This window comes from Sorangium sp. So ce296, from assembly GCF_051529605.1.
GTDB lineage: Bacteria > Myxococcota_A > Polyangia > Polyangiales > Polyangiaceae > Sorangium > Sorangium cellulosum_D.
In genome coordinates this window covers 12,742,962-12,756,035 of sequence record NZ_CP150325.1, presented here as the reverse complement: position 1 = coordinate 12,756,035, position 13,074 = coordinate 12,742,962, and the positions used below count along the sequence as shown (strand labels likewise).

Sequence of the window (13,074 nt, the reverse complement as noted above, 5' to 3'; positions counted from 1 at the left end):
AGAACGGTTGGCCCGCGCAGGGAGGCGAGCTAGGTTCCCGCTGTGGAACAGAGCAACGTCGATCTCGAGGGCACGCTGCGCGCCCTCTGCCTGCGCGCCCGGGCGGCTGCCCGGGCCCTCGCCCCCCTGGACCGGGCCCAGAAGGACCGCGCGCTGCGCGCGATCGCCGAGCGGCTGCGCGCCGAGGCCGGCGAGGGCAAGCGCTCCGCCGTGCTGGCCGCGAACGCCGAGGACGTGGCCGCGGCGCGCGCCGCCGGCGTCTCCGAGGCGCTCGTCGACCGGCTCGTGCTCGACGAGGCGCGTCTCGCGTCGATCGCCGGCGCGGTGCTCGAGGTCGCCGCCGCGGGCGATCCGGTCGGGCAGGTCATCGGGATGGAGCGGCGGCCGAACGGGCTCCTCGTCGGGCAGGTGCGCGTCCCGCTCGGCGTGATCGCGATGATCTACGAGTCGCGCCCCAACGTGACGGTCGACGCCGCGGTGCTCTGCCTGAAGAGCGGCAACGCCGCGATCCTCCGCGGCGGCAAGGAGGCGGCGCGCTCGAACGCGGCGCTCGGCGCGCTGCTCTCGGACGCGGTCCGCTCGGTCGGGCTCCCGGCGGACGCGGTGCAGATCGTCCCCTCGCTCGACCGCGAGGCCACGCGCCTCCTGCTCGGCATGACCGGCCTCATCGATCTGGCCATCCCGCGCGGCGGCGAGGGGCTCATCCGGTTCGTGGCCGAGAACGCGCGCGTCCCCGTGATCCAGCACTACAAGGGCGTGAACCACCTCTACGCCGACGCGGGCTGTGACATCGACATGGCCCTTCGCCTCGTCGACAACGGCAAGCTCCAGCGCCCCGGCGTCTGCAACGCGCTCGAGTGCCTGCTCGTGCACGAGAGCGTCGCCGCCCCGCTGCTCGCGCGCGTCGCCGCCCTCGCGGAGCGCGGGCTCGAGCTGCGCGGCGACGAGGCCACCTGCGCGCTCGTGCCGTCGGCGCGCAGGGCCTCGGAGGACGACTACGGGCGGGAGTTCCTCGCGCCCATCCTCGCGGTGCGGGTGGTGAGGTCGCTCGACGAGGCGCTCGAGCACATCGGCCGCTACGGGTCGCTGCACACCGAGGTCATCTGCACGCCGCGCTACGATCACGCGCAGCGGTTCGTGCGCGAGGTCGACGCGAGCTGCGTGCTCGTGAACGCGTCGCCCCGGTTCAACGACGGCGGCGAGCTCGGCCTGGGCGCCGAGATCGGCATCTCCACGACGAAGCTCCACGCCTACGGCCCGATGGGGCTCGCGAGCCTGACGGCGCTCAAGTGGATCGCATACGGCGAGGGCCAGACCCGCTGACGCGGGCGAGACGAGGGGCGCCCGGCGACCTCTGGGGCGCAAGAGAAAGCGAGAGAACGTTGGCGACGAAGAAGGACGCAGGCGAAGGGAGCAGCAAGCCGCGGGCGAAGTCGGGATCGAAGGCGAGCGACAGCGCGGAGCCCCGCATTCCGGCGCGGAAGAAGGCGAGCACGGCCAAGGCGGGCGCGGCCGGGCGGGCGTCGTCCGCGGCGAAGACGAAGCGGCCGGCGTCGCCTCGGATCCGCGCCTCGCACGCGGGCGTGGGCGAGGCCGGCGCGAAGAAGACGGCGCGCCGCGCGCTCGGCGGGGGCGACGAGGTCGAGCAGCTGGACCGCCCGGAGCGGCCGATCCCGGCGGATCGGCCGGCGACGCGGGCGCGGCGTCCCGCGCGGGACGAGGGCGACGCGCCGCGGCCTGCGCGGGGCGGCGGCGAGGGCTCGGCCAAGGCGATGCTGCCGCTCGCGGGGCGGTCGCCGGCGCGGAGCAAGGCGCCGCTCGCCGGCCCGAAGCGCGCCGCCGCGCGGCGGAGCGCGCCGCCGCCGGCGCCCGAGCCGTCGGCGCCGGCGCGCGAGCTCGCGCTGACGCTGGCCGCGGCGGGGCTCGACAAGAAGGCGATCGGCGTCGAGATCCTCGAGGTCGTGGGGCGCGTCGACTACGCGGACTACCTCGTGATCATGACCGGCCGCTCCGACCGTCATGTCCACGCGATCGCGACGGGCCTGGAGGAGGCGGTGCGCAAGCAGAAGCTCGCGCCGCTCTCGATGGAGGGCCTCGCCGCGGCGACGTGGGTGCTGATCGATTTCGGCGACGTGGTGGTGCACGTGTTCCAGGAGGAGACGCGCCGCCTGTACGACATCGAGGGGCTCTGGATCGACGCGGGCCGCGTCCCGGTCCCGTCGGAGACCCCGCCGCCCGGGGCGCAGCCCGCCCCGCGGTTCGACCCGAGCTGAGCGCGCCCGTGCGCCTCATCGTCGCCGCCGTCGGGCGCGTGAAGGACAAGCCGCTGCGCGCGGCGATCGACGAGTACCTCGGCCGCGTCCGCCGCTACGTCGCGTGCGACGAGATCGAGATCCCGGACGGCCCGCCGGCGAAGGTCGGGCCGCTGCTCGCGCGCGCGTCGGCGGGGGCCAGCGTCATCGCCATGGAGGTGAACGGCAAGCCGCTCGGCAGCGAGGCGTTCGCGGCCGGGGTGGAGCGGTGGGGCTCGCGCGGCAAGGGGGTGGTCGCGTTCCTGATCGGCGGGGCGGACGGGCTGCCGGCCGACGTCTCCGCCGCGGCCGACGATCGGTGGAGCCTGTCGTCGCTCACGTTCCCGCACCGCCTCGCGCGGCTCGTGCTGATCGAGCAGCTCTACCGCTCGATGACGCTGCTGCGCGGCGAACCATACGCCCACTGACGCCCACCGACGCCCGCTGAGGCGCGCGTTACGGCCCCTGCGGGCGCGTGCGCCGCCGGGCGCCTTCCGCGCGCGAGCGCCTGCGCGTGCGCTGCACGCCGGCCGCTCGACCTCCGGCCGGTGTCCCTCCGGGCGGCGGTTCGGGCTCGTCGCGTTCCGCCTAGCGCGCGTCTTCGCGCCTCTTCCTTGCTCTGGAGCTTGCGGATCTCCTCGGCCCAGGTCATTGATTGAACGTTCAATCAAATGTCTCCCCGACGCCGGCACCCCCGACCAGAAGACGTCCGTACGCACCTGATGGACGCCGCGCTCCGGGTCTTCGCCCGTCACGGCTACGAGGGTGCCAGCGTGCGCGACATCGCCACCGAGGCGCAGGTCGCCTCGGGGCTGCTCTACCACTACTTCCCTTCCAAGCAGGCGGTGCTTCAGGCCCTGTTCGAGCGGAGCGCGGGGCTCGTCATGGAGGCCTTCGCCCGCGCCGCGGCTGTCCCGGAGCCGCGCGCCCGGCTCGGCGCGCTGGTCCGCGTGAGCGCGCGTCTGGTGCGCGAGCACGAGCAATTCTGGCGGGTGTCGTACGGGGTTCGCTTCCAGCACGCCGTCGTCGCCGGCCTGGCCGAGGGCATCGCCGCCCAGTCAGCCCTTTACCTTCGCCTCTTCACCGCGCTGCTCGCCGAGCTCGGACGGCCGGAGCCGGAGCTCGAGGCGCGCCTCCTCTTCGCCGCGCTCGACGGGGTGTTCCAGCACTACGTGCTCGACCCTGCGAGCTACCCGCTCGACGCCGTCATCGAGCGCCTTGTCCACCAGCATGGCGGTGTGCCCGCCAAGGAGCCGTTATGAGCCGCATGCAGCTCGTTGAGCTCGAAGACCTCCCCTGGTTTCCCAGCGTCCTTCGCGACGGCGGCACCGCCTTTCTCAATTTCGCCGAGCGCGCCTCGGGCCATGTGCGGATGCTCGTCGGCCCGCTCGAGCGCGTGCTCGACGCGACCGGCGAGACCCGGCTCGTCGACCTGTGCTCGGGCGGCGGAGGGCCGGCCGCCGCCATCGCCGACGAGCTCGCGAAGCGCGGTCGCGAGGTCACGGTCACGCTCACGGATCTCTACCCCAACCTCCCTGCGTTCGAGCACGCCGCCCGCGGGAGCGGAGGCGCCGTGGTGGGCCGCGCCGCGCCGGTGGACGCGACCGCCGTCCCCGCAGAGCTCACGGGCTTCCGCACCGTCTTCAACGCGTTCCACCACTTTCCCCCCGAGCAGGCGCGGCAGATCCTCGCCGATGCGGTCGCGCAGCGGCAGCCCATCGGCGTCTTCGAGGTCGTGAGCCGCGAGCTCCCCATGCTCCTCGGGCTCCTCTTCACGCCGCTCACGGTCACCGTCTCCATGCCCTTTTGGCGCCCGTTTCGCTGGGCGTGGCTCCTGTGGACGTGGCTCGTCCCGGCGATGCAGGCCTTCGTCCTCTGGGATGGCCTGGTCTCCTGGCTGCGCATTTACAGCGTGGAGGAGCTGCGGGCGCTTGTCGCGCAGATCGACGCGCCCGACTGGGTCTGGGATATCGGCGCGATCAAGCTCGGGGACGCGCCGCTCCACGGGACCTACCTCGTGGGCTACCCCAAGCCGCGCGCCTGATCCGCGGCGCGCCGCGCGCGCCGGTCACTCCTTGGGCCAGTCGGGCGCCGCGAGGTCCATCGGGCCGTTGAACCACCACGCGTACGCGCCCTCGTCGGCCTTCTTGCACTCGCCGAACGTCTTCGCGAAGTACTCGCCCCAGTGCGGCGTCCTGCCGTCGACGTCGGTGAAGCCGTACTCCCTGGCGAGATCCCACGAGCTGAAGACGCGGCCGGACTTCGCCGCGACGTTCGGGTCGGCGGCGAGCGCCGCGATCGCGCGGCCCACGTAAAACGGGGTCTCGGACTCGATGAAGTGCGGGTCCTTGGCGGTCGCGTCCCGCCAGTTCTCCTCGGTCACGCCGAAGCCGTCGAGCATCGCCTCCGAGCGCAGGAAGCCGGGGGTGACCGCGAGCGCCGTCATGGCGGGGTGGCGGCGCAGCTCCCACGCCATCGCGAAGGCGAGGCGGATGACCGACATCTTCGCGAGGTCGTAGAAGAGGTTGCCCCGGTAGCCGAAGGTGTCGCCGTCGGTGACCTCGACGATGAGGCCGCGGTCGCGCTCGAGCATGAGCGGCACCGCGTGGCGGCTCGTGATGATGTGCGACGTGACGGCCCGCTCGAGCAGGAGCTTCCCCTTGGCCAGGGAGAGCTTCCAGAACGGCTGGCCGAACTCGGTGAGCTCGTCGCCGCCCCAGACGTCGTTGACCAGGACGTCGAGCCGCCCTTGCTCGCGCCGGATCCGGGCGCAGAGCGCCTCGACCTGCTCCTCGACGGTGTGATCGACCTGCACGGCGACGCCGCGCCCCCCGGCCGCGCTCACGCGCTCGGCGGTCTCCTCGATGGTCTCAGGGCGCTGCCCCGTGGCGGGCCGGCCGCGGACGCTGCGGCCGGTGCAGTAGACCGTCGCGCCGGCCTCGCCGAGCGAGCACGCGATGGCGCGCCCCGCGCCGCGCGTGGCGCCGGCGACGAGGGCGACCTGTCCTTCAAGCGGTCTCATACGCTGTCTCCTCCTTGCGCGCCGGAGCTCGCGGCGGCGCTTGGTGGGTGCGCGCGGCGCTGCGGCTCCGGTCATCCGGGGACGCTACGGGACGATTCCTGACACCTCCTGTCATGAATTGCGCGTAGGCTGATCGCCGGGTCGGACGGGAATCGGACGGCAATCGGACGGGCGCGGAGCCGCCCTGGAGCCACGGAGGGTCAGTCATGCGCGCGGATCGGCTGCTCAGCTTGCTCTTGCTCCTCCAGCAGGCGAAGAGCCGGCAGCTGACGGCCGAGGACCTCGCGCGCCGCCTGCAGGTCTCGGCGCGGACGATCTACCGGGACCTCGACGCGCTGTCGTCCGCGGGCGTGCCCGTCTACGCGAACCGCGGCCCGAACGGCGGGATCGCGCTGCTGGAGGGGTGGCAGACGAGCCTGACGGGGCTGACGCAGGCCGAGGTGCAGGCGCTCTCCGCGGTCGCGGCGCCGGGCGCCCTCGCGGACATCGGGCTGTCGGCGGCGCTGCAGAGCGGGCTCATCAAGCTGTCGGCGGCGCTGCCGGTGGTGCAGCGGTCGATGGCGGAGCACGCGCGGCAGCGGCTCCACGTCGACTCGTCGGGGTGGTTCCAGGGGAGGGAGGTGGTCCCGCACCTCGAGGTCCTGCGGGAGGGGGTCTGGCAGGATCGCAAGGTGTGGCTCGCGTACCGGGACTTCGACGGGGCGGCGAGCGAGCGGGTGGTGGATCCGTACGGGCTCGTGATCAAGGCCGAGCGCTGGTACCTCGTGGCCGGGACGACGGAGCGGGGGCCGAGCGTGTTCCGGGGGGCGCGGGTCGAGGGGGCGCGGCTCCTCGACGAGGGGTTCGCGCGGCCGGAGGGGTTCGACCTGCCTTCGTGCTGGAAGGCGTGGTGCGAGCGGTTCGCGGAGCGCCGGGCGAGCTACGTGGCGACCTTGCGCGTGACCGAGGAGGGGGAGGCGGCGCTCCGGCGGATCCGGCCGAGCGGCGAGCACGAGCGGTGGGGGCAGGGGAAGCGCGGGCGCGACGGGACGAGGACGGTGACGGTCGACTTCGAGCGGGAGTCGATCGCGGTCTCGCAGATCGTGGGGCTGGGCCGGGACGTCGAGGCGGTGGAGCCGGCGGCGCTGCGGGCGCGGATCGAGGGGATCGCGGCGGATCTCCGCGCGGTGTACGGGCCGCGCCGGGCGGCGCGGGCGCGCGCGGGTGGGGGCGCGGCGGCGCCGCCGCGGAGGCGGGGAGGCAGGAAGGCGGCGAGGTAGATGCGCGCGGAGGCGGCTCGCGCGCGGGGAGGGGACGAGGGGCGAGGACGCGTCAGCTCACGCGATGCCGGCGGAGAGGGTCACGGGACGCGGCGTCGGTGCGAGCGCATGACGATGACGGCGTCTCGCGAAGCGCTCGCGGTCCTGCCCGGGGTTAGTCGGCGTCGGGACACGAATAGCCGATCTCCCAGTCCTGGACTTGAACGCCGCCCGCGCCGTCGCTCGTCGGGTTGAGCTTTACCTGCAGCTCCAGGTAGTCCGCCTGCGCTTCCGGCAGCCCTCCGAGCGCGCCGGCGAGATCGACCGCGCACGGCGGCGTCGAGGTCTCGTCGCACACCTGGGTGTCGGCGGGCGTCGCGTGAGCGGTCGCGGCGAGCGTCACGGGGGCGGCGTCGAGGCCGGCGGGATCGTCGGCCGCGCGCACGAAGAGCTCGACGCTCGAGTCCTCCGGCGTGACGGTCCTGTACGTGAGGTATTCCCACCGGGCCTTGGTCCCTGGCGGGCAGACGCCGTGGTAGCGCTCCCAGCCCGTGGTGATGGGCGTGAGGGCCTCGGCCGCGCACGGGACGGTGGCGCGGACCTTCCCCGGGGTGTCGCGGAGAGCCGTGCACGTCTGCGGGCAGAGCTGGACGCTCGTGTTCGTCGCGTCGGCGAAGTACCAGCCCTGGCCGCAGCTGGCGAGGTCGGCCCGCGGCGTGAGCACGGTCTCGGTGCCGGCGCTGTTCACATGGACGACCGACACCGACGCGGGATCCGCGACGCCGGCGAGCGGGACCGCCACGTTGCAGGGGAGCGCCTCGCCGCGGATCGAGACGAGCGCGTCGCGGAGGGTCGTCGCCAGCCCCGCGCCGGCGGTGAGGTTGAACGCGCGCCCGCCGCCTCGCGTCGCGATGAGGTTGATGATCTCCGCGTTCGAGCTGCCGAAGCCGACCGCGTGCACGCGGACGCCGTGGTTGTCGAAGGCATTGCGCGCGAGGTCCGCGATGTGGCTCGGGACGGTGTCGCAGTTCGACGGGACGCCGTCGGTCATGAACACGACCGCGACATCCTCCTCGGGATGGGCGTTTTTGTAGTTGATCGCCCAGGTCGTGGCGCCGTCCAGCGCCGGGTACATGGGCGTATCGCCGCTGGCGCCGGGACCCGGGTAGAGCGCGTTGACGAGCGCGAGCTCCTGCTGATCGAGCGGCGCGGGGTCCGCGGTCAGCCTCCGGGCCGCCGTGCCATCGAAGGGAACGATCGGCATGGAGCACCCGCTGACGGCGTGGGCCGGGCAGGTGCCGGCGACGTCGTCGCACGGGCCGGGGTTGTTGTGCGGCCAGAACCGGAGCGCGACGCCGAGCCCCGCCGACGCCGGATCCGCGAAGAACGCCCTGAGGGCCTCGCGCGCCGGGTTCCATCGGGAGTTGCTCGACGAGTTCGCCACCATGGATGCGGACCGATCGAGCGCCACGAACAGGGTGACCGGCCTGATCGTCGAGGCGCTCGCCGTGGCGATGCAGCCCGGCGACGTGCACTCGGCCGATTGATAGACGCTCCCGTTGTTGCCGCACTGGCACTCGGCGATCTGCCCTGGGCCCGGCGGGTTGACGATGAGCTCCATGCCGTCGGCGAGGCCCGTGCAGCCGGCCACGCTGATGCACTCGCCCGGGGCGATCGGCTGCGCGGTCGTGCAGGCGAGGGTGCCGCCGGTCGGGCTGCAGGAGTCCAGGACGCGGCTCGGGGTCGAGGAGGGGAGCTGGCCCGCGCCCGCGGGATAGCGGTGAATCGCGACGCCCGCGGGCGCCGGCGTGTCACCACGGTTGCAGACCGGGATCGTCCCGCCGCAGGGCACGCCGACCGTGAGATCCACGCCGGCGCACGTGGGGTTCGTCTGGTTCGGCAGGTAGGCCTTGCAGAGGCCCTGTTGCACGCCTGGCTCGGTGCCGCACGCGGCGCCGCACTCCTGCTCGGCCAAGGCGACGCACGTCGCGTCCCACGAGCTGGTCGGCGTCGTGCACGACTTGCCGGGGCACTGGGTCGCGACGAGGTTCCTGCACGTGGCGCTCCATTGCGGCACGCACGCGCCGCTGAAGAGGGTGGTCGGCGGGGGGCAAATCCCGGAGGTGGGCGGACGGCACCTGCCGCCGGAGAGCAAGGTGCTGCCCGGCCCGATGAGCGCCGCGCACTCCGCCGAGCTCGTGGGGTGGATCTCGCAGCAGAGCGGGTTTGTCGCGCAGATGTTGGCGATGCACGGGTCGCCGCAGGTCGTGGTCATGTTCGTCGCGGTGCCGGTCTGGCAGGCGTCATGCCCGCAGTCGGCCGGTATCGCCGGCTGGGTACAGCAGCTCGGCCGAGCGTCGCAGACCTTCGCGACGCAGCCGCTGCAGGTCGACAGGAGCGCGCCGCCGGTGTCGCACGGGTCGTGGGCGCACGCGCCCTGCGCGGGGTGCTCGCAGTACTGGTCGAACTGGCAATCCTCGCTGGTCGTGCACGGCTCGTGCGTGCCCTGCCGCGCGACGGACTCGGGCAGCTCGTTGATGTCCCCGACCGACCACGTGTACGTGATGCCGCTCCCTTCGAGCTCGACGGGGCTCCCGCCCGGCGGCCCCTCGAACGACTGGCCGCCGCAGGCGGGGCACGCGCCGCCGCAGTCGACGCCCTTCTCGCTGCCGTTCTGGATCCCGTCGTCGCACGTGACGTAGCAGAGCTCGAGCTTCGGCCGCTCCTCGACGACCGACTTCTCGCTGCTGCGGAAATCGGTCCGCTGGACCGGGTCTTCCTCGAGGAGGACGCCGTGATTCGCCGCCTCGCCGCTCGCCCACGCCCGCGCGAGCTCGGTGACGTCGGACGAGCGGAAGCCGGAGCCGCCGCCGGAGGTGAACGACGCGGCGATCGCCGGATCGAACGCCTCGCCGAAGCTCGCCCAGGTCACGGCCGCCTCCTCCCAGGCGCTCGTGGCGCGGTGGACGCGGACCGTGCTGTCCACCGTCTTGAACGTCTGCGAGAGCGACAGGCTCGCCGACACGACCTCGGCGCCCTGGGGCAGGCCGGAGAGATCGAACCGGAGCAGGCTGCGCCGGAGCCCGCCGCCCGCGGTCGTCCCCGTGCTGAGCGTCACGCCCGCGCCATCGTTCCAGCTGGGCGAGCTTTGCCAGAGCACGGCGTCGGCCACGCCCGCCGGCCCAGCGCCGCGCCGGATCGTGGTGCACACCTGTCCCTCGGTCGACAGACCGAGCGCGGCGCGGCCGACGCCCTCGTCGCCGGCGCCGCCGGGATCGGCGCCGCAGCCGGCCGCGAGGGCGCTCGTCACACCGGCGCATAACGTCGTGAATACCTTCCTTTTATTTCTCATAGACAGAGATTCCCCCTGACACGCTTCGTGGTGAGCCCCGCCGAGCCCCGCCGGATGCGAGGCCGGAGTCTTGGCGCCTCGCCGTCACGACCGCTGGTACGACGCGAGCGCGCGGCGTGAATCGATGAAAAGGCTCAAGACAGATAGCCGCTCATCGTCGCGCGGTGCATTCACTTGTGTCAAGGCCGCGAAGGAGAAGATCCTGTGTCCCGGACGCGGGGGCGGAGCCGCGCGCCGCCCTTGTCGTCGAGGCGGCCGTCGGTTGAGCTGCCGCCCCCTGGCCGGCCAGACCGCGTGTCGTCGCTGGGCGAATCAGGCACATCGACGAGCGACCGCCCGCCGGCGAGGCACGGGCAGCTCCAGCCTGTGGGGGCTGCTGCCGCCTTGTGCGCGGCGGGCATGGGGGCCTGAACGCCGCCGGCCCACGCTCGAACGTGGTTCGGAATCGTGCGTCGAGATCGTGCGTCGAGAATCATGCGTCGAGACCGAGATCTCCAGCAAGGCTGTACGGATTCGGGCGGTCGCGATGGCCTTGACTTCTCGGGTATCGTTTGGTCTTCCTATTTGCTTCCCCGAACGATGCACCGCAAAGGCCGACTGGACAGCTGGCACCCTCGAGCGATCGTGTTGAAGCCCATCGACGTATTCATTTCCTACGCGCGCAGGGATGAATCCGCTCTTCGGGAGCTCGTGGCGCACCTCGCGCTGCTGCAGCGTCAAGGGGTCCTCCGGGCGTGGCACGACCGGGAGATCGACGCCGGGGCGCACTGGGAGGCGGAGGTGCGCGAGCACCTCGAGGCGGCGCAGCTGATCTTGCTGCTCGTCAGCGCGGATTTCATCGCCTCTCCGTCCTGCTGGGACGTCGACGTCGAGATGGAGCGCGCGATGGCGCGCCACGCCGCCGGCTCGGCGCGGGTGATCCCGATCCTGCTCCGGGCGTGCGACTGGAAGGGCGCCCCGTTCGGGCACCTCTCGGCGTTGCCCGACAGCGAGCGCCCCATCGAGGGCCGGGCCGATCGCGACGAGGCCTGGACCGACGTGGTGCTCGGCATCCGCGCCGCCCTCGACAAGAAGAACCCGCGCCAGCACGGCCACAGGCCGAATTACCCGGACCTCGAGACCCGGCGGCTCGCGCAGGAGCTCGAGCGGGCGCGCGGGCGGCTCAGGGCGCTGCAGCTCGCCGGCGTCGATGCGGCCGAGGCGCAGCGCGAGGTCCTGGAGCTCCGGCGGCAGCTGCGCGAGGGGGGCAGCTCCGCGCCGGAGACCGGCTGGGCCCAGGCGGAAGATACCTGCTCCTCGATCGGGTCGGGCGCGGCGGCTTCGCGAACGTGTGGCGCGCTCGCGACGACGAGCAGGGTCAGGTGGTCGCCATCAAGGTGCTGCATTCGAGCCTCGCGGAGGATCCGATCCGGCGCGAGCGCTTCTTCCGGGGGGCGCAGCGCATGGCGGGGCTCGATCACCCCGGCATCGTGCGGGTCGTCGAGCCGCACGGCGAGGACGGCGGCTTTCACTTCTTCGTCATGGAGTTCGTCAGCGGCGGCGACCTGCACCAGGCGGTCATCGAGCAGCGCCTCCTGGCCGCGCAGGTGATTCCCCTCGTCCTGCGCGTCGGCGACGCCCTCCGCGCCGCGCACGCAAAGGGCCTCGTGCACCGCGACGTGAAGCCGGCGAACATCCTGCTCCAGCCCACGGGCGAGCCGCGGCTCACGGATTTCGACCTCGTCGCGGCCGCGGACACGACCGGCGGGACGCGGACGGGCGCGCTTGGCACCTACGTGTACAGCGCGCCGACGGATGTATCCGTGGGGGAACGAGCCGCCGTCCGACCAGGTCGCCTGGAGCGACGCGCGCATCAAGAGCCCGGTGCTGGCCAAGCGGGCCGGCCCCAGCCCCGTGGGGTACTATCCGAGGGGGGCGTCGCCGTTCGGGATCCTCGATATGGCCGGCAACGTCTGGGAGTGGTGCTGGGATTGGTACGGCGATTATCCGGCCAACGACGGCCCGGTGAGCAATCCTGTCGGGCCGTCCATCGGCCATGGTCGGGTGCTCCGCGGCGGCTCGTGGCGGGTGATCGCGAAGCACCGGCTGCGGGCCACGGCGCGCCACTTCCTGTTCGCGGGCACCCGGGACGTCGACGTCGGCTTCCGCTGCGTCCGCGGCGGGCTGCAGGGCCCACGCCGCAAAGCCGCCGCTCGGTCAGCCGGCGCGGTGACGGCGGCGGGCGCGGGCCGGCGTCGATCTTGACACGCGGCCGTCCTCCGGCGCTACCGTGCGATCCTCGTCATGGCGAGGAGACACGCGCCGATCACGCCGGAAGCGCCGTTTGCGCGGGGACCGGCCGCCGGGGGGGCACGATCCCGGTGAGCCCCGACGCGCAAGCCGACGCTCTCGCGCGATGCCTCTGGCCGGAGCTGTCGCCGAGGTACGCGAGCGCCCTCCGCGAGGCGGTCGGCTTCGTGCTCGAGCGGTTCGAGCCCCTGGCCATCGTGGCGGCCGGATCGATCGTCCGCGGCCACGGGGATCGGTCGAGCGATCTCGATCTCTTCGTGATCCACGGCGCTCCGTACAAGCAGCGGTTGCAGCGCTGGTTCGGGGAGGGCGTCCCCGTGGAGATCTTCGTGAATCCGCCGGCGGCCGTCCGCGAGTACTGGGCCGCCGAGCACCAGCACGCGCGGCCGTCCGTCGCCCACATGATCGCAACCGGCTTTCCGGTCCTCGGGGCTCCGCTCCTCGACGAGCTCAGGGCGGAGGCCGCCGCGTGGCTGGCGAAGCGCTCCGAGCTCACGCCGGATCAGGACGCGTGGGAGCGGTACAGCGCCGCGACGCTCCTCGAAGACGCCGTCGATGTCGCCGAGCGCGACCCGGTCATGGCAAGCGCCCTGCTCGCCGAGGCCGTGCTGGCGATCGTCCGATACCATCTCCGTGCGCGCAACGGCGTCCTGCCCCGCACCAAGGAGCTCTTCGCCGAGCTCGATCGGAGCGACCCGGACGTCGCCCGCCGCGCGCGCCGGTTCTTCGAGGCCGCCGCCCTGGAAGATCGGATGAGCGCCGCCCACGCGATCGCCGACGCGTGCATCGGCGCGCGGGGGTTCTTCCCGTGGGAGTCCGAGCGGATCCCGGTGGCGGCGCCCGGCGGCGACGCCGGCCCGGGCCCCGGCTGAAGCGGGTGCG

10 protein-coding genes and 2 pseudogenes are annotated in these 13,074 nt (G+C 73.2%); 10 read left to right on the top strand and 2 right to left on the bottom strand.

Going from position 1 to position 13,074, the window contains the following annotated elements:
- Positions 1 to 42 precede the first annotated feature (42 nt).
- From WME98_RS46970 to WME98_RS46950, 5 genes are all read left to right on the top strand, one after another.
- Entirely contained in the window at positions 43 to 1,323 is a 1,281-nt protein-coding gene (locus WME98_RS46970; protein WP_437338985.1) for a glutamate-5-semialdehyde dehydrogenase, read from the top strand.
- A gap of 59 nt (positions 1,324 to 1,382) precedes the next feature.
- The gene (rsfS, locus tag WME98_RS46965) at positions 1,383 to 2,273 is read left to right on the top strand and encodes a ribosome silencing factor (RefSeq protein ID WP_437338984.1); all 891 of its coding nucleotides are present in this window, start codon (positions 1,383 to 1,385) and stop codon (positions 2,271 to 2,273) included.
- Positions 2,274 to 2,281: 8 nt separating this feature from the next.
- Complete coding sequence (locus WME98_RS46960; RefSeq protein WP_020736363.1) at positions 2,282 to 2,719, top strand: 23S rRNA (pseudouridine(1915)-N(3))-methyltransferase RlmH; 438 nt, start codon at positions 2,282 to 2,284, stop codon at positions 2,717 to 2,719.
- 243 nt (positions 2,720 to 2,962) lie between these two features.
- Complete coding sequence (locus WME98_RS46955; RefSeq protein WP_437948112.1) at positions 2,963 to 3,553, top strand: TetR/AcrR family transcriptional regulator; 591 nt, start codon at positions 2,963 to 2,965, stop codon at positions 3,551 to 3,553.
- Positions 3,554 to 3,558: 5 nt separating this feature from the next.
- Entirely contained in the window at positions 3,559 to 4,335 is a 777-nt protein-coding gene (locus WME98_RS46950) for a class I SAM-dependent methyltransferase (RefSeq protein WP_437948111.1), read from the top strand.
- Positions 4,336 to 4,359: 24 nt separating this feature from the next.
- Here WME98_RS46950 and WME98_RS46945 read toward each other — a convergent pair whose 3' ends face one another.
- Positions 4,360 to 5,313, bottom strand: a complete 954-nt coding sequence (locus tag WME98_RS46945; RefSeq protein ID WP_437948110.1) for an SDR family oxidoreductase — start codon at positions 5,311 to 5,313, stop codon at positions 4,360 to 4,362.
- A gap of 206 nt (positions 5,314 to 5,519) precedes the next feature.
- Between WME98_RS46945 and WME98_RS46940 the strand changes: the two genes are divergently transcribed.
- Positions 5,520 to 6,572 carry a helix-turn-helix transcriptional regulator gene (locus tag WME98_RS46940; protein ID WP_437948109.1) on the top strand — a complete coding sequence of 351 codons (1,053 nt, stop codon included), beginning with the start codon at positions 5,520 to 5,522 and terminating at the stop codon, positions 6,570 to 6,572.
- A 154-nt stretch (positions 6,573 to 6,726) separates the two neighbouring features.
- Here the strand turns inward: WME98_RS46940 and WME98_RS46935 are convergent, their stop codons facing one another.
- The gene (locus tag WME98_RS46935; protein ID WP_437948108.1) at positions 6,727 to 9,861 is read right to left on the bottom strand and encodes a DNRLRE domain-containing protein; all 3,135 of its coding nucleotides are present in this window, start codon (positions 9,859 to 9,861) and stop codon (positions 6,727 to 6,729) included.
- Positions 9,862 to 10,377: 516 nt separating this feature from the next.
- Between WME98_RS46935 and WME98_RS46930 the strand changes: the two are divergent.
- The 4 genes and pseudogenes from WME98_RS46930 to WME98_RS46915 form a co-directional block, all read left to right on the top strand.
- Positions 10,378 to 10,797, top strand: a pseudogene (locus WME98_RS46930) (toll/interleukin-1 receptor domain-containing protein); the annotation flags it as partial.
- Positions 10,798 to 10,841: 44 nt separating this feature from the next.
- Positions 10,842 to 11,636: pseudogene (locus WME98_RS46925) on the top strand (serine/threonine-protein kinase); the annotation flags it as partial.
- Between the two features lie 61 nt (positions 11,637 to 11,697).
- Positions 11,698 to 12,147 (top strand): formylglycine-generating enzyme family protein, encoded by a 450-nt coding sequence (locus WME98_RS46920; RefSeq protein WP_437948107.1) that lies wholly within the window; start codon positions 11,698 to 11,700, stop codon positions 12,145 to 12,147.
- A 116-nt stretch (positions 12,148 to 12,263) separates the two neighbouring features.
- Entirely contained in the window at positions 12,264 to 13,064 is an 801-nt protein-coding gene (locus WME98_RS46915; protein WP_437954111.1) for a nucleotidyltransferase domain-containing protein, read from the top strand.
- Positions 13,065 to 13,074 lie beyond the last annotated feature (10 nt).

Bases quoted from the DNA above. Each gene is read 5' to 3' on its own strand.
- WME98_RS46955 (WP_437948112.1), top strand. From the start codon at position 2,963: ATGTCTCCCCGACGCCGGCACCCCCGACCAGAAGACGTCCGTACGCAC.
- WME98_RS46920 (WP_437948107.1), top strand. From the start codon at position 11,698: ATGTATCCGTGGGGGAACGAGCCGCCGTCCGACCAGGTCGCCTGGAGC.
- WME98_RS46940 (WP_437948109.1), top strand. From the start codon at position 5,520: ATGCGCGCGGATCGGCTGCTCAGCTTGCTCTTGCTCCTCCAGCAGGCG.
- WME98_RS46945 (WP_437948110.1), bottom strand. From the start codon at position 5,313: ATGAGACCGCTTGAAGGACAGGTCGCCCTCGTCGCCGGCGCCACGCGC.
- WME98_RS46950 (WP_437948111.1), top strand. From the start codon at position 3,559: ATGCAGCTCGTTGAGCTCGAAGACCTCCCCTGGTTTCCCAGCGTCCTT.